Here is a 16450-nt window from a genome sequence, read left to right as displayed (position 1 = left end):
ACCGTGCCGGAGACGGCGGACCGCGACGCCAACCACCCCTTGCGGGCACGCCTCGACGACGTGTTCGGCCGCTATCAGCGTCTGCGGTCCGATGTGGACGATATCCAACGCCGCCTCGCCGAGGTGCGGATCAGCGCCGAATCCGAGGACGGGCTGATCCGGGCCACCGTCGGCCCCCGCGGCCAGCTCCTCGACCTGCGCCTCGACCGCCGCATCTACCGGGACATGGACGCCGGTCGGCTGAGCCACGCCATCGTCGAGACGACCGCCCGCGCCGCGGAGCTGGCGGCGGCCGAGGTGCAGCGACTCATGGCGGGCTACCTGCCGGTCGACTCCGGCCCGATGCGCTACCTCCGCGACGACGACCTCGGCTCGCTGCTGCACCGGCAGGACGCGGCCATGCGAGAGGCGGACCCGGGCCATGGGTGAGCTCTGGCTCGACCCCGGCCGGGCGGCGGCCGGCGGGCGGGACCTCACGGACGCCGGCCGGCACCTCACCGAGCTGCGCAACGGCGCCGGTGCCGAGGTGGCGGCCCGCAGCGACACCCGCCCGTGGGGCAGCGACGACGCCGGACAGGCCTTCGAACGCAACTACCGCCCCATCGAGCAGCAGGTCCTCCAGGCCTGGGAGAAGCTCGGCGGCTACGTGGAAGGCCTCGGCGACGCGGTGGTCCAGGCCGTCCGGGAGGCCACGCGGACGGACGACGCCGCATCGGTACGCGTGGAGCACACGTACAGGAAAAGGTCGTGACGATCCTCCCCAGCCCGATCCCCCACCCGCTCGAGTTCTCCCCGTTCGAGGTGCCCGGCTGGGCCTACGAGGCGCTCGAGTGGGTCGTCGGCTTCGACTGGCCGGAGGGGGACGAGCAGGCCACGTGGGACGTCGCCGACCGCTGGTACAGGATCGCCAACCTGCTCGCGGACCCCCGCGACGAGGCGTTCGACGCCGCCCACCGGGTGATCAGCGGCTACGGCGGCGGCACCGGCGTCAGCGCGCAGGCCTTCATCGGCGCCTGGGACAAGGTCGCGGTCGAGGACCGGGCGCCGCTCATGTCCCTGCTGGAGATCGCCGACGAGCTGGGCAAACTCGTCGAGGAATGCGGCCGCGACATCGAGGGCGCGAAACTCGAGGCCTGGATCGAGATCGGCCTGTTCCTCACCGAACTGGTCGGCGCGGCGATCGTGGTCACCCTGACCCTGGGCGCGGCGTCCCCGGCCGCGGGCGGGCTCATCGCCGCCACCCGGTTCGCCATCCAGCAGATCTTCCAGCGCCTGGTCGAGCGGCTGGGCAGGAAGGCCCTCAAGAAGACGCTGAAGGAGGCCGGCGAGCGGGCGGCGAAGCAACTGACGACCCGCGAGGGCCTCCAACACCTCGGCCGCGAGGCGGTGACCGAGGGCCTGGCCGAGATGGGCGAGGAAGCCGCCACCGACGCGGGCATCCAGCTCCACCAGACCTCGACCGGTCGGGCGGACGGCCCGGAGTGGAAGCGGACGGCGAAGTCGGCGGCCGGCGGCTTCGTGGGCGGCTTCGCGGCGGCCGGGGCCGGCCTGGGACGCAGCGGACCACCCACCGGGATTTCCCGCGGTATGGGCGCGGAGGTGCTGGGAGAGCTCGGCGCGTCGGCGGTCTCGGGGGACCTGCCGGACCTCGAGGACCTGGGCAAAGCGGCAAGCTCGGGGGCGGCGGGAGCGGCGCTCGACTCCACCCGGCCGGACATGACGGGCCTCACCGTGCCGCAACTCGACCCGCTGGAGCCTGCGCCTGCGGCACTCGATCCGGCAGGGTCGACTGGCGGGCGCAGCCTGACACCTCAGACGGCGCCTCAGCCTGCCGGGCCCGCATCGTCCGTCGCGGCACTCGATCATGCATCGCAGAGCGCGCCGCCGACCTCCACCCATTCCGCCGTCCGGGTCTCCCCGGAACCACCGGCAGGGCCTCCGGGCGACACCTCCCTCGCCGCTTCAGCACCGCCCAGCGGTCCCTCTCTTCCTGCCGACACCGCCCTTGCTGACCCGGCGGGCCCTCCCGCACCAGCCGGCATGCCCGTCACCACCGCCACACCCACGGGCACTTCCGACTCGTATCCCGCAACAGCCAGCCTCTCCGCCGCACCCACCACACCAGCCGGCAATTCCGTCGCGGCGCCCACATCAACCAGCAGTTCCGTCGCAGCGGCCGCACCAGCCGGCAGTTCCGTCGCGGCCCCCTCTTCAGCGGGCATCGCTGGGCCGTATCCCGCGACAGTGAGCGTTTCCGTCACAAGCCCGCCACCTTCCGTATCGACACCCGCATCGGGTGGCGTTTCCGTCACAGTTCCCACGACCAGCGCCCTTCCCGGCGGCGGCGATCGGGACGAAGCTGTGGACGTGCCCGAGGATCTTGCGACGACGTTCGTGGCGCGACCGGCCGAACCCGGCGCGCCGCCGGCCGCTGCGTCCGCACCGCAGCAGCGCGAGGCGTACGCCCAGCTCAGGCGGCAAGACAGACTCGACGCGCTGGCGCAGAAGGTCGACAGCGCCCGCCGCCGCGCCCGGCACGCGCGGCGCTCCCTGCGGGTCGCGAAGTTCCTGAAGCTCGACCCGGCGCTGGCCCAGTTCTTCGAGGCGGACGTGATCGAAGCCTCCCTGGCCGTCGGCCGAGCGGAGACGGAACTCACCGACCTGCGGCACACACCGGTCGACACCACCCTGGTCACGCGCGCGCCCCACGATTGGCATCGCGCCTACCGCGACGAGGCGCCCCCCGCCGACCCCCAGCCGATGCTCACCCCCACCGGCCAACTACCGACGATCAACCCGCGCGCCTCCCGCGATCCTGCCGCGGCGACCGACACGCTCGGCTCGTCGTCAGCTCCCTCTCCCAACCCGCCGGCTCCCGCCGCGGAGCCAACCGCCGCCGCGTGGGAGCCAACCGCTCCTGCGTCGCAGCCGACGTCTCCCGGCGCGGAACCTTCCGCTCTTGCCCCGGAACCGACTACTTCCGCCGCGGAACCGCCTGCTTTCGCCGCGGAGCCGACCGGGAACCCGACCGTCGATGCCGCTCCGGCCGCGCGCGATCGGGTGCGGCGCGACGACCACACCGATTACCTGATCCACCTCGCCGACACCCACCGCGCGAAGATCCACCACCTCGCCGACGCCGCCGAGCGCCACCACCCCACCGACGAGTTCCAGGCCGACGCCCGCCTCACCCAGCAAGACCTGCAAAACCTGGCAAACCGGATCGATTCCGTACGCGCCGGAGCACCCGCCCCCACCCACCTGACCCCGCCCGCCTGGGCCCGCCTGAACGACGACCTCGACCTCAGGGCCACCGCCGGCGTCGAGACCGGCAACGAGTCGGCGCTCACCGGCGGCGACGATCCGCCCCCGATCGACCGCTCCCGCCCGTACGGGAAACGGGGTGGCCTTCGCCCGCCTCTCGCCGTACACCAGCTTGATCTTGAGCGCGCGATGCCGCGACGCTCGGACGGCCGGGTGCAGCGCCTGGCCGATCCGCGGGAGGGCGGCTGGTTCGCGCGGGCCAACGACGGCGGCCCGGCCGTCGACCCCACGCGCGGCATCAACTGCGTCGACGCCGTTCTTTCGCTGTTCGAGACCTACGTGCACGGCCGCCCGCGGGTCGCGGCACCGAGAACCTTCGACGCGTACGCCCAGGGCGAGCCGACCCGCCCGCTCGGCGCCGAGGAATCCGGCCTGGCCCGCATCGAGGAAACGACCGGCGCCGAATTCCAGGGCCTCTGCCCGTACGTGGGAGCGCTCCCCCCGGAGCAGGCGAAAGCCGCGGTCGATCAGGCCATGACAAACCTGCACAATCACCTGTACAACGCGGGGCCCGGCGCCTTCGCCTTCATCGTCACGGATTCGGAGCAGGGGACAGCACACGCCTGGACGGCCGTGAACCAGAACGGCACGATCCTGTTCCTCGACCCCCAGACGGCCCGCATTTCCGAAACCACCCCGCTGTACGCCCACAGGGGAACGACCGCCCCGGACAACGTCGTCTCCATGGACGCCCTGGTGGTCGACTCCCTGGGCAATCCGGCGCCGCTTCCCTACCACGAAGCGGGTTTGTGGAGCCGCAAAATCCCGGAGCCGACCGGCGCCACGCTGGAACACGATCAGGGCGAGCACGACCACCAGCAGCACCACGCGGACTCGCCCACCGAGGAACAACTCACCGCCCTGACAACCTCGGTGACCGAAGCACAATCGGTCGCCGACGCCGCACTGCCCCGAATCCGCGACCTCGCCGCCGCGATCGGTGGCGAAGTGGTGGACGAAGAGAATCGCGTCAGACCCGCGGCGTCCCTGATCAGCGCCTTCACCGCGACCGCCTCTTCCGTCGACGAATTCCTGGAGGCCACCACCGACCGGGTGCGCTTCTCGGTCGTCCTCCCGGAATCCGACTACGCCTTCCGCCTGGTCCAGGCCCTCGCCCACCTCGAGGCCTCGGGATGCCAAGCCCTGGAAATAGCCAGCTACTGGAACAACGGCCGAGGCCACCGCAACGGCCTGGACGTCACCGTCCGCACCCCCGCCGGCTTCCGCATGGAACTCCAATTCCCCACGGAACTGTCCCGTACGGTCGACAGCCACACCCGCGAACTCCAAGAGCTCCCGAACCCCACCCCCATCGAACGCGTCGAGGCCTTCCTGGCCACCCTCACCATCAACAAACTCCACGCAATGCCGGCCCACCAGCCGGAAGGCATCCCCACCCTCGAAGGCATCATCCCGGTCGACACCTCCCTGGCCCGCTGGACCACCACCCCCACAGGCGCCGCAGCCTGGACCACCTACTGCGAAGCCCTGGCCGCCGACGACATGACCCTGAACGAGGCGCTCGCCCACTGGGCCCTGCAACCGGAAGACGTCCCGGGCATCGAAAACCTGAACCCCACCACCGAACCGGCCCCCGCCCGATCAGCAACCTTCCTCGAACCCGACACCGCGGCCCTGACCATCCGCCCCCGCACCAACAACGAATCCCCCGCGCGACGCTTCCTCCGAGAACGAGTCATCGCCAGCAAACCCCCTGGCACCACAGCGGTCGAGAGCGAAGTGCAGCGCAAACCCGAGGCACGCCCCGACTCGGGACCGGAATTCGATCCGGAAGCAGAGGAGCGACGCCTGCTCGCCTCTCTCGCCGCCGGCGACCGTGCGCTGCTCGTCGCCTCCGTGGCCGAGGCGGAGGAGGCGGCTCCTCGAATTTCCGCCGGTCTTCACCGAGCCGTGAGTTCGCTCCACTCGCTCGAGGCGTCCCCTCCGCCTCGAATCGTCGGGGAGGAGCACCGGGTCAAGACGGCGCATTCGCTTGCTCGCGCGTTCGCCGTCGAGTCTGCGTTCGAGGACCTGGACGTGCCCACCTTCCTCGCGAACACCAAGGACCGGGTTCGTTTCTCCATCCAAGTTTCGGAAGATGACTACGTCGCCTCTGTCCGAGCGTCCCTCGACGAGCTGGCGAAGGCCGGTTTCACGTCCGGCAAGATGGTGAACTTCTGGGACGCCGAGGGCCGCCACAACGGGCTCAACGTGACCATCGCCGATCCCTCGGGCTTCACGTTCGAACTTCAGTTCCCGACGGCGCTTTCACGCGAAGTCTCGACGGCTACCCACAGCGCGTATGAGGTTCTTCGCTACAAGCGAGCACCCGCCGTACCCCGCGCCGAAGCGTTGCTCATGATGGTGCGCCTCAACCGTGAGGCAGGAATGGCGGACCACCAACCGCGGGGCATCGATCAACTGCCCATCACCAAGAATGTCGACACGTCTCTCCGGCGTTCGATTGCCGACGAGCCGGCTTTGTGGCGCGAGTACGCTCGCCACCTGGACCGGCTGGGCAGATCATTCGACGAATTGCTGGCTGATCATGGCCTCACCCGAGCGGAGCCGCTCCGCACTACAAGATCGGATGGCGGAGATGACCGACAAGCCGTTCGACTATCAGGCAGTCCTGAAGGCGGACATGTCGGGGACGATCACGAGCCTGATCGCGTACCAGGTCCTGCCGGACAGCCCCCTTCAGGCGGTGATCTGGAGCGTTCCCCGGAAGGACTGGATCTACGCCCCGGCGCTGGCCGTCCCGATCCTGTACGACCACAAGTACCAGGGCAGAACACGGGTGATCGATCGGTTGGTGGCGGAGGAGATCGCTCGGGAGGTGCTTCGGGTGGAGTTGCCGAGCGAGACGGCTCTGCTGGAGATGTGTCAGGAGGGGGAGAGGATGGGGTGGGAGTACGGTCCGCCCCGTCCCTGACCATTGAGATCGGCGGGTTGATCGGGGGGCGTGGGCTTTCCGGGCGTGGGGATCGGGCCGGGCTGGTGGTGGGTGCGCTGGGTGCCGCGTTCCAGGTGGGGGCCCATTATGCCGAGGTCCTCGGGTACGCCGAGCAGCGGCGGGCCGCCGAGCGGTTGGGGGATTCGTACGACGTTCGGGGTGTTGATGCTGATCGGGTGATCGTTCGCGTCGATGCGCAGGATGCCGGCTCGTACGGGCATCTTTCGTGGCTTGATCCTCGGGAGCCGGCGGGTGGTGACGATGCCGATTTTTCGCGCCGGGTGGAGCAGCGGTTGCGGGAGTCGTTCGGGTTGGATTCCCGGGTTGCCGTTGCTGTTGTCGACGGCCGGCCGGTCGGGTTGACGATCGACGGGGCGGTGCGGGGAATTCGGCGGACGTTGGAGGCTTGGCGCCGGCAGGGGCGGGACGTCGGCGCCGGTCAGCGGATGATCGTCTTCACCGGCGACGGTGGGTCTGTCGGGTGGCGGGGCGATTCGGGAGACATCAACGTCAGCGCCTGAGCGGTTCACGGCCCGGGATGCCGGTCGTTCCCGCCGTGGGACCGCGCGGCGGCTCGGGATGCCGACGCCCGAAAACACCAGTCGTCCCCGCCGTGGAATCGCACGACAGCTCGGGATGCCGACGCCCGGAACAGGGGGCGCCGAGCGGACCAGCGACGCTAGACGATGGCCATGTCGACGAAGCGGGACAGGTGCAGCTGGGCCGCGACCGTGACGGTGTCCGTCGGGCCGTTTCGGTGCTTTGCCACGATGAAGTCCGCTTCGCCCGCTCGGGGGGATTCCTTGTCGTAGTAGTCGTCGCGGTGGAGGAGGAGCACGACGTCGGCGTCCTGCTCGATGGAGCCTGATTCACGCAGGTCGGAGAGCTGGGGGCGCTTGTCCGTACGTTGTTCCGGGCCTCGGTTCAGCTGGCTCACCGCGATCACCGGGCACTCGATCTCCTTGGCCAGCAGCTTCAGGCCTCGGGACAGTTCGGAGACCTCCTGCTGGCGGCTCTCCGTCTTCTTCGGTGAGGTCATGAGCTGCAGGTAGTCGATCACCAGGAGTTTGAGGTTGTGGCGCTGCTTGAGGCGGCGGGCCTTCGCTCGGATCTCCATGAGGTTCATGCTCGGGGTGTCGTCGACGAAGATCGGTGCCTCGCTGATCTCGCCCATGCGGCGGGCGAGCTTGGTCCAGTCGTCGTCGGAGAGCTGGCCGGAGCGCAGGGAGTGCAGCGGGACGCGGGCCTCCGCGGAGAGCAGGCGCATGACCATCTCGATCTTGCTCATTTCGAGGGAGAAGATGGCGCTGGCGCAGTTGGAGCGGATGGCCGCGTTGCGGGCGAAGTCCATGCTGACGGTCGACTTGCCGAGACCGGGGCGGCCGGCCACGATGATCAGCTGGCCGGGGTGCAGGCCGTTGAGGAGCCGGTCCAGGTCGTTGAAGCCGGTCGGTACGCCGGTCATCATGCCGCCCGAGGCGCCCACGGCCTCGATCTCGTCCAGGGTCGGCTGCAGCATGTCGCCCAACGTGGCGAAGTCCTCGCTGACCCGGTTCTCGGTGACGTCGTAGATGGCCTGCTGGGCCAGGTCGACGATGTCGTCCACGTCCCGGCCGCCGTGGCCGTTGGCGCCGTAGCCGAGCTGCACGATCTTGGTGCCGGCCTCCACCAGCCGGCGCAGGACGGCGCGCTCGGAGACGATGCGGGCGTAATACGCCGCGTTGGCCGCGGTCGGCACGCTCTCGATCAGGGTGTGCAGGTACGGCACCCCGCCGATGCGCTGGAGGTCGCCGGAGTCGGCCAGCGCCGCCGCCACCGTGACGCCGTCGGCGGGTTCGCCCCGGCCGTACAGATCAAGAATGATGTCGAAGATCGTGGCGTGCACCGGGCGGTAGAAGTCGTGGGTTTTGAGGATCTCGACCACGTCGGCGATGGCGTCCTTGGACAGCAGCATGCCGCCGAGGACGCTCTGCTCGGCGGCGACGTCCTGGGGCGGCGTCTTGTCGAACCCGCCCTCGGCCGGGGGCGGCCCGCCGCCGCCGGGGGGCCTGCCGCTGCCGCCCGGACGCCCGCCGGACGACTGTGGCCGGGACTCCGGCCGTGCGTCATCGGTGATCGACACTCCGACCTCCCCTTCCCCGCCTGCCTGATCCCACCGCGAATTGCCGGAACCCGCCGCACCGCCCACCGAGGCAGCGCAGCCCGCGCCTCCCGATCACCCGTTCGAGTCGATCAAACAACCCGGGTACGACACTTTCGAGTGAGCGCGACCCGGCCGAGTGACACAGACCACCAAATCCCCCAAAACTCCGGGACGCCCGGCCCGAATCGACCCGTACGCGTGATCCGGCGCGGGTAACCATACGAAGCAGCACGTCATCGGCCCAACAGGGGCGGTGGACGAGCCTCGGGACAACCTGTGGACAACGGGGCCGCGCCTGTGCGTGGCCCTGTGCACAGCCTGTGTAAAACACCAGCCGCCGCGGCGCGAGGCGCGGCCGTGACCTGCCATTTCACCGTCCCCACCGTGTGGAGGGAATAAAAAGGTGCCGGTCGTGACGAAGCCATCGCCCTAGGGCGTTGCAGAACCGGGGAACGCACGTCACGCTTTTCAGGTGGACCAACGGGAGTGGGACTACGGCGCCCGCCTGCCGCGCGAAAGGAGCGGTGCGGAGCCCTGGTCATCCACAGCCAGCCCGGAAAGTCCTGATTCCTCCTCGAATGCGGAGCCAGGCGCCACCGTCTGGGGCACCGGGTCCGTCACGGACACCGGCAGCATGCAGCCCATTCCCGAAGCGGTCGCGTGGTCACTGCGCGCCGAGGCCTGGGCGCAGAATGAGGACCAGGCGGTCGAAAAGTCCAGTTCGGGCACGGTGAGCCGCTGGTCCGACGTCGAGGCGACCGGTCGCCCGCCGATTCCCGCCGACGGCGTGGGCTGGCGTACGTCGACAGCGGAGTGGCGTGCCACCACGGACAGCGCGCACTGGCGACAGACCACCGAATGGCGCTCCGCCTCGGGTAGGCACGGCTGGCGCACCACCACCGAGGCGTGGCAGGCGGGTGACGCCGACGGCTTCGTCCCGCCCGCGACCGAGCCGCCGACCCGGTTGCCGGCGATCTCGGGCACCGCCTGGCCCACCCCCGACTCGGCCGACCCGCAGTCCGCCACGCCGCCGGCCTCGGCCGTCCCTAGCTGGCAGCAGTCCGCCACCCCGTCCTGGCAGCAGCCGCCGGCGTCGTCGTCCGTGCCGAGCTGGCAGCAGCCCGCGGCCGACACCCCCTCCTGGCAGCGGGCGGCTCCCCCGGAGAGCACCCCGTCCTGGCAGCAACGTCCCGCCGACGCCCCGCCGTCGTGGCAGCGTGCGGCCGACCTCACGCGCCCCGGCGACGCGCCCCCGAGCTGGCAGACCCGCCCCGGCGACGCCACCCCCAGCTGGCAGCAGCGCCCGGCCGATCCCGCTCCCGGCTCGCTGCAGCGCCCCGCCGACGCCGGCCCCGCCTGGCAGCAACGGCCGGCGGACGCCACCCCCAGCTGGCAGATGCGGCCGGCAGATGCGGCCCCCAGCCGGCAGCAGCGCCCGGAGGACGCGACCCCGTCCTGGCAGCAGCGCCCGGAGGAAAGCACGCCGTCCTGGCAGCAGCGCCCGGCCGACGCCGCGCCGAGCTGGCAGCGCATCGAGGAGCGCCCGTCGTGGCAGGCCTTCGCCGCGCCGCCGACGGCTCCGCCGGCGCCGCCCTGGGAGACGTCGGCCCGGCCGGCACAGCAGCCCGCCGACGCCCCGCTGCCCCGCCCGTCATGGGATTCGCGCCCGAGCTGGCAGCAGTTCACCGAGTCACGCTCGGAGTCCGCACCCCCGCGTGAACCGAGCCGTCCGGCCGCCGATCGGCCCCAGGATCCGCCGAGTTGGCAGAATCCGCAGCCCTCGGCGTACACGGGAAGTTGGTCCGCGTTCGACAACGGCCGGCACCTGGTCCGCGAGGACGACCGCGCGCAATGGCGGCGGGAATCGGCCGCCGGCCAGGCCGGCCTGGACGACGGGTCGCGCTCCGCGGGCCGCCGCCGGGCCTCCGACCCCGGATCCCGTACGAGCGGAGGCACCGGCTGGACGGTGCGCTCGGACGCCGACAACTGGGCCGGGCACACCGACACGGGCAGCATCCCGGCCTTCCAGGACCCCGCCGCCGACACCCCGGGCTGGCGCCGCGACGCGCCCTCGGACAGCTGGCGCACGAGCTCCACCACCAACGGCTGGCGGAGCGGGGACGAGGCAGGCCGGGGCAGCGATCAGGACCGTGGCGGTTCGCGGGACGGCTGGCGCGACGGCGGCTCGTGGCGGCGGGACGCGGAGCCCGCGGACCCCTGGGCCCAGAATGCCTCCGAGACGGGCGTGATCCCGCTCCCGTTGCAGCCCCGCGACACCGAGGGTGGCGGCTGGCAGAGCCGCGCGGACACGAGCTCCTGGCAGCGCGACCCCGGGACGGCCGACAGTGGCGGCCGGCGCGGCCGATCCGACCGTACGGACACCGGCTCCTGGCAGCGAGACGACCCGCGTGACACCGGCTCGTGGTCCCGCGAGGCGCTCGGTTCGCCGCGGGGCGACGACTCCCGCGACACCGGCTCCCGGCAGCGCGACGACTTCCGCGACACCGGCTCCTGGCAGCGCGACGACTCCCGTGACACCGGCTCCCGGCAGCGGGACGACTTGCGTGACACGGGTTCCTGGCAGCGGGACGACCTCCGCGACACGGGTTCCTGGCAGCGGGACGACCCGCGTGACACCGGTTCCTGGCGGCAGGACGGGCGCGGCCGGGGCGAGGGCCGGCGCGAGATCGAGTCCGGCGCCCGTGCGGACACCGGCTCCTGGCAGCGCGATCCCGAGACCACCCGCGGCCGCCGCCCCGGACGCCAGCGCGGTCCGGAGGCGCCCCACGAGCCACGCCGGGGTCTGGACGCTCAGCGCGGCCCGGGCACGCCCCGCCGCGAGGGCCCGGCCGCGTACGCTCGCCGGCGCGAACCCGACACGAGCTGGCAGCGCGACCTCGAGTCCGGCAACTGGCACCGGGACCCGGAGTCGGACGTCTGGCTCCGCGACGCGGACACCGGCCAGTGGCACCGCGCCGAGGTCGACGACGACGAGGACGACGAGGACGACGGGCAGCCCCGGCGCCGGCGCAGGGCCCGGCCGGACGACGACAACGTCCCCGGCGGCCCGCTTGCCCTCGAGAGCGGCGAAACCGTCCGCCGGCGCAGCGCCCCGGACGACGAAGACCCCCGCGACCGCGACCTCCGCGACCGAGACCCGCGCGACGGTGGCCCGCGCGATCGAGACCCGCGAGAGGACGGCCCGCGAGTGGGTCGCCGCCGGGCGCCGGACGGTCCGCTGGAGCTCACCGCCCGCGCCGAACCTCCGCTCGATCCCGAGGTGTACCGCCGCGACAACGAGCCTCCGACCCGGCCCGTGTCGAGTCGTCCGGTCGCCGTGCCGGACGAGGACCCGACCGCGTGGCTCCGGGACCTGGCGCCCGGGGACGACCTGTCCCGGCAGCCCGACCCGGGCTCGTCCCGGCCCGCCATCGGTTCGGCCCGGCCGGTGTCGTCCCAGCCCGGCGGCGGCGCGCCACGTCCCACCTCGTCCCTGCCCGCCGCCGGCGCGGCCCGCCCCGTCTCGTCGCAGCCCATCCGCCCGCCCGGACCGGACCGCCCCACCGGCACGGCCCGCCCCGACCAGCCCTACGGCACGGCCCGGCCGGAGCAGACCTACGGCACGGCCCGATCCGAGCAGACCTACGGCACGGCCCGGCCCGAGCAGCCCACCGGCACGGCCCGGTCAGCCGCCGCGGCCGAACCGGATTCCTACCAGCCCGGCGGCTCGGCCCGCCCGACCTCTTCTCTGCCGGGCGGCGGCGCGGCCCGGCCCACCTCGTCCCAGCCCGGCGGCGGCGCGGCCCGGCCCACCTCGTCCCAGCCCGGCGGCGGCGCCGCTCGGCCCACCTCGGCGCAGCCGGGCGCGTGGCGGGCCGAGGCCCAAGCCGCGGCCCGCACCGACGCCTGGCGCAGCAAGTTGCGCGCCGAGGAGGGGGTGGCGCCGGACGACGCGACGGAGATCCGCCCGAGGGGCGACCAGCCGGCCTGGCAGCAGGCCGAGCGGGACGAGGGTCCCCGGGGTGGCGGGGCGACGTACCGCGAGGGCAGATCGGGGGACTGGCGGCGCGAGCTGGTCGCCGAGAGCAACCTCTCCGACGGCGAGTCCCGGCGCTTCGGCACGAGTGACTTCGTGCCGTTCCGGCCGCCGTCCAAGAACGGGGCTTCGGCGTCGGTCAAGGTGCCGGCCGCCAATTCGGCGTCCGAGGGCCGCACGGAGGTCATCGAGCGTACGGGGGCCAGCTGGCAGGATCCGCCGGACACCGAATGGCCGCCGAGGGGCGCGGTCATGGCCTCGTCCGCGGGCACGTACGAGCGCCGCCCGGTCAGCACGTTCGCGGCCGCCACGGCGCGGCAGAACGATCTGCTGGAGCCGGACGAGGAACTCGAGGAGGACACCGGCGGCCCGCTCGCGGCGGTCGGCTACACCGTCGTCTGGTACGGCGTGCCGGTCGTGCTCTTCGTCCTCTACATGCTGGTGCTCAACGGCACCCAGCAGGCGCACGCCCTCAGCACGCTGGCGGGAGCGGCGCCGCAGTTCGGCCTGTCGCTGGTGCTGAGCATGCTGGTGGCGGTCGGCCTGCGCTGGGCGAGCGGATCATGGAAGGCGGCCAGCGTGGGCCTGGCGGCGGCGGTGATGGGCGGCGGCCTGGCCACGGTGCTGACCTCGGCGATCACCGGCCAGTCCCTGAGCTGACCCGCGAGCGCACCCGAGCGGCACCCGGCAAGCGCAACCCCGACGGACCCGAGCGGCACCCGACAAGCGCAGCCCCGCGGACCCAGGTGGGTGCCCGACAAGCGCAACCCCGGCGCGCCGGCGGACCCGGGTGGTGACCGGCGGCGCGACACCTGGCGCTCCCGAGCCCGGCGGGACCTGCCGTTGAAGGCCAACGACCGGGGGGATGGAGCCGGATGCGGTCCTGACGCATCCCGCCACGGTGCGGGAGGCTCGGCGGCCGGCGGCGTACATGAAAAAGGCGCGCCACCCGCGGAGGGTGACGCGCCTTTCCCGGCGCTGCTGTTACTTGGCGGCGACGACGTTCACCGGGAACGTCGCGGTCACCTCAGGGTGCAGCTTGACCTTGACCGGGTACGAGCCGGTGGTCTTGATGTGACCGGGCAGCTCGAGGCGGCGACGGTCGAGGGCCGGGCCGCCGGCGGCCTTGACCGCGTCGACGATCTCGGCCGGGGTGATCGAGCCGAACAGGCGGCCGCCGTTGCCGGAGCGCGCCGTCAGCGTGACCTTGAGGCCCTCGATCTGGCCCTTGACCTCGGTGGCCTGACCCAGGTCGCGGATCTCGCGGGCGTCGCGCGCCCGCTTGATGACCGTGACCTGCTTCTCGGCGCCCTTGCTCCACTGGATCGCGAAGCCCTGCGGCAGCAGGTAGTTGCGGCCGTAGCCGTTCTTGACCTCGACGATGTCGCCGGGGGTGCCGAGGCCCGACACCTCCTGGGTGAGGATGATCTTCATCTCGGTGCCTCCCCTCAGCGCGCCGTGGCCGTGTACGGCAGGAGCGCCATCTCGCGGGCGTTCTTGACCGCGCGGGCGATCTGCCGCTGCTGCTGGGAGGTCACACCGGTGACGCGGCGGGCACGGATCTTGCCGCGGTCGGAGATGAACTTGCGCAGCAGCGCGGTGTCCTTGTAGTCGATGTAGGTGATCCCGTCCTTGTCGAGCGGGTTCACCTTCTTCTTCGGCTTGCGAAGCGCCGCAGCCTTTGCCATTGCTCTGACTCCTGAACTCAAGAAAGCCCGTCGGGCTTAGAAGGGTGGCTCGTCGTCGAAAGAGGAGGAGCTGCCGCCGCCACCGCCGGAGCGGTTGCCGCCGGAGGAGGCCGGGGCCGCCGTCGCCCACGGGTCGTCGAAGTTGTTGCCGCCTCCGCCGCCACCGCTGGACTGCCGGTTGCCACCACCGCCGCCGCCGAAGCCGCCGCCGCCCCCGCCGGACCTGCTCATCTTCTGCACCTTCGCCGTGGCGTAGCGCAGGGACGGGCCGATCTCGTCGACCTCGAGCTCGTAGACGGTGCGCTTCTCGCCCTCGCGGGTCTCGTAAGACCGCTGGCGCAGCCGGCCCTGCACGATCACCCGAGCGCCACGCTGCAGCGACTCGGCGACGTGCTCGGCGGCGTCACGCCAGATGTTGCACGCGAGGAAGAGTGGCTCGCCGTCTTTCCACTCGCCCGATTGCCGATCCAAGGTCCGCGGCGTGGAAGCGATGCGGAACTTGGCGACTGCCGCACCCGAAGGGGTGAAGCGCAGCTCAGGGTCGTCGGTCAAGTTGCCGACGACCGTGATGGTGGTTTCTCCTGCCATGATCTTCTCCTCGCCGCTTCTCTCGTTCGCGCAAAGGCTCTCAGAGCCCTACGACAAAAACGAGGGTCAGCGGGTCTCCGGCCGGATGACCTTGGTACGCAGGATGGACTCGTTCAGCCGCAGCTGACGGTCCAGCTCCGCCACGGCCTCGGGCGTCGCCTGCAGATCCACGACGGCGTAGATGCCCTCGGACTTCTTGTTGATCTCGAACGAGAGCCGGCGACGGCCCCACACATCGAGCTTCTCGACCGAGCCGCCCGCGGTCCGGATCACGTTCAGGTACGTGTCGAGCGACGGGGCGACGGTGCGCTCCTCGAGCGAAGGGTCGAGGATCACCATGAGTTCGTAATGACGCAAGACGTTCTCACCTCCTGTGGGCTTGACGGCCACGGTCTCTCCGTGGCAGGAGGTCTTGTGTCTGTCGCAGAAAGAAACCGTGGGTGGTTGCCCCACGGCGATGCTGCGAACCGGGCAAGCATACCCGCGCCGGGTTGGCCAGCCAAAAGGAGAGCCCCGTCGGTGGACGGGGCTCTCCTCGAGGACAAGCCGCGGGGCGCCCGTCCCGCATTCGCTGGGTGGGACCTGGGGAGGAACGACCACACCGATGAGGTTGGAACGGCCGCCCCGCGGAGCTTCTGCGGACTATCCTACGCGACGCTCGCCCGAGATGCACGTTGTGACACGAATGCCCGAATTGCTCCCACGGCGACCCCCGCCGCGCACACCATCGCGACCACAGCGAGCAGCCCGATCGGGCGCGAGCCACCCATCGGCCGCATCGCCGCGACCGGCTCCGCCGCCGCGACCTCCGGCGCCGGCAGGGCACCCAGGGCCGGCGCGGCCTCCGTCGGCGTCAACTCCATCGTCGGTACGCCGGGGAGCACCTTCTTGTCACTCCCCGGGGGCATCCCCGAGAACGCGGGTACGTCCGCTCCCGCCGTACCCCTCATGAGCTTGGTCTTCACCCGCGAGGTGGCGCCGCCCTGCGGCAGGGACCCGACGACCTCGGCCTGATCCCGCACCAGGGTGGGACGCGACCTTCCGGGCGGCGCGGTCAGCGGAAGCCCCAGGCCGGGGCCGCCGGGGCGCTGCGTGGCCGTCGGCGTGCCCGATCCGGGCTGCGACGAGGCCGGCGTCCCGGAAGGCGTGCCCGTACCCCCGTTCACGGCACCTCCGGAGGCGGACGAGGACGACGGGACCGGCGTGGGCGACGACGACGGCGTGGCGGTGACGAGCACCGGGGTGGCCTGGTCGGGTACCGCGCAGGTGGGGTCCAGCGTCACCGCCGTGGTGCCGCGCCGGAAGACGACCTCCGTCGCGCCGTCGTCCGGAATGGACCCCCGGGAAGCCCCGTTGAGCAGGAGCCTCGCGCCGTGCCCGGTACGGTTCACCACGCGTACGGTGCTCTCGGCCGGGACGGTCATCGCATCCACCGACGGGGTGGACCGGCAGGAGAGGCCGAGCATGCCGCCCCCTGCGAAGACGACCTGGCGGCCACCCTCGTCGACCTGCTCGGCGTTGGCCGTACCCGTCGTGACGATCGCCGCGCCGAGCAGGAAACCGCCCAGCGCGATCGTCGTCATACGGTGTCGGACTTGCCGCGACATGCCACCATCTCCCCGGATCGAGTGCAATACCCTCGATTAACGACGCCTTGTTCCCGCCGGTGACGCGTTCGGTGTCCGTCCCGCGACAAAGGGTGAGCGTCGTACCCA

At 71.9% G+C, this 16450-nt stretch carries 10 protein-coding genes; 4 read left to right on the top strand and 6 right to left on the bottom strand.

Annotated elements, in window-relative coordinates:
• Positions 1-3: 3 nt before the first annotated feature.
• From CLV70_RS23525 to CLV70_RS41780, 3 genes are read left to right on the top strand one after another with little or no spacing between them, the layout of a single operon-like run.
• Positions 4-429: a YbaB/EbfC family nucleoid-associated protein gene (locus CLV70_RS23525; RefSeq protein WP_245908407.1), complete on the top strand. Its 426-nt coding sequence runs from the start codon at positions 4-6 to the stop codon at positions 427-429.
• A complete protein-coding gene (locus CLV70_RS23520) occupies positions 422-751 on the top strand; it encodes a hypothetical protein (RefSeq protein ID WP_106128744.1) in 330 nt (109 codons plus the stop codon). Before CLV70_RS23525 ends, CLV70_RS23520 begins: the two co-directional genes overlap by 8 nt.
• On the top strand, positions 748-6801 hold the full coding sequence (locus CLV70_RS41780; RefSeq protein ID WP_106128743.1) for a toxin glutamine deamidase domain-containing protein: 6054 nt from the start codon (positions 748-750) through the stop codon (positions 6799-6801). The genes CLV70_RS23520 and CLV70_RS41780 overlap by 4 nt, the downstream gene beginning before the upstream one ends.
• A gap of 158 nt (positions 6802-6959) precedes the next feature.
• On the opposite strand, the gene dnaB is transcribed toward CLV70_RS41780, so the two are convergent.
• On the bottom strand, positions 6960-8402 hold the full coding sequence (gene dnaB, locus CLV70_RS23510) for a replicative DNA helicase (protein WP_106128742.1): 1443 nt from the start codon (positions 8400-8402) through the stop codon (positions 6960-6962).
• A gap of 655 nt (positions 8403-9057) precedes the next feature.
• Here dnaB and CLV70_RS23500 point away from each other — a divergent pair.
• The gene (locus CLV70_RS23500; RefSeq protein WP_146164130.1) at positions 9058-13119 is read left to right on the top strand and encodes a hypothetical protein; all 4062 of its coding nucleotides are present in this window, start codon (positions 9058-9060) and stop codon (positions 13117-13119) included.
• A gap of 324 nt (positions 13120-13443) precedes the next feature.
• Here CLV70_RS23500 and rplI read toward each other — a convergent pair whose 3' ends face one another.
• The 5 genes from rplI to CLV70_RS23475 form a co-directional block, all read right to left on the bottom strand.
• Positions 13444-13893: a 50S ribosomal protein L9 gene (rplI, locus tag CLV70_RS23495; protein WP_106128739.1), complete on the bottom strand. Its 450-nt coding sequence runs from the start codon at positions 13891-13893 to the stop codon at positions 13444-13446.
• 14 nt (positions 13894-13907) lie between these two features.
• Positions 13908-14147, bottom strand: coding sequence for a 30S ribosomal protein S18 (rpsR, locus tag CLV70_RS23490; protein WP_007073789.1), 240 nt, complete (start codon positions 14145-14147; stop codon positions 13908-13910).
• 36 nt (positions 14148-14183) lie between these two features.
• A complete protein-coding gene (locus CLV70_RS23485) occupies positions 14184-14735 on the bottom strand; it encodes a single-stranded DNA-binding protein (RefSeq protein WP_106128738.1) in 552 nt (183 codons plus the stop codon).
• 66 nt (positions 14736-14801) lie between these two features.
• Entirely contained in the window at positions 14802-15092 is a 291-nt protein-coding gene (rpsF, locus tag CLV70_RS23480; protein WP_106128737.1) for a 30S ribosomal protein S6, read from the bottom strand.
• A gap of 290 nt (positions 15093-15382) precedes the next feature.
• Positions 15383-16318 carry a hypothetical protein gene (locus tag CLV70_RS23475; protein ID WP_106128736.1) on the bottom strand — a complete coding sequence of 312 codons (936 nt, stop codon included), beginning with the start codon at positions 16316-16318 and terminating at the stop codon, positions 15383-15385.
• Positions 16319-16450 lie beyond the last annotated feature (132 nt).

The organism is Pseudosporangium ferrugineum (assembly GCF_003002065.1).
In the GTDB taxonomy this organism is placed as follows: domain Bacteria; phylum Actinomycetota; class Actinomycetes; order Mycobacteriales; family Micromonosporaceae; genus Actinoplanes; species Actinoplanes ferrugineus_A.
The sequence above is the reverse complement of the archived record's forward strand: the minus strand, read 5'-3'. Positions and strand labels throughout refer to the sequence as shown.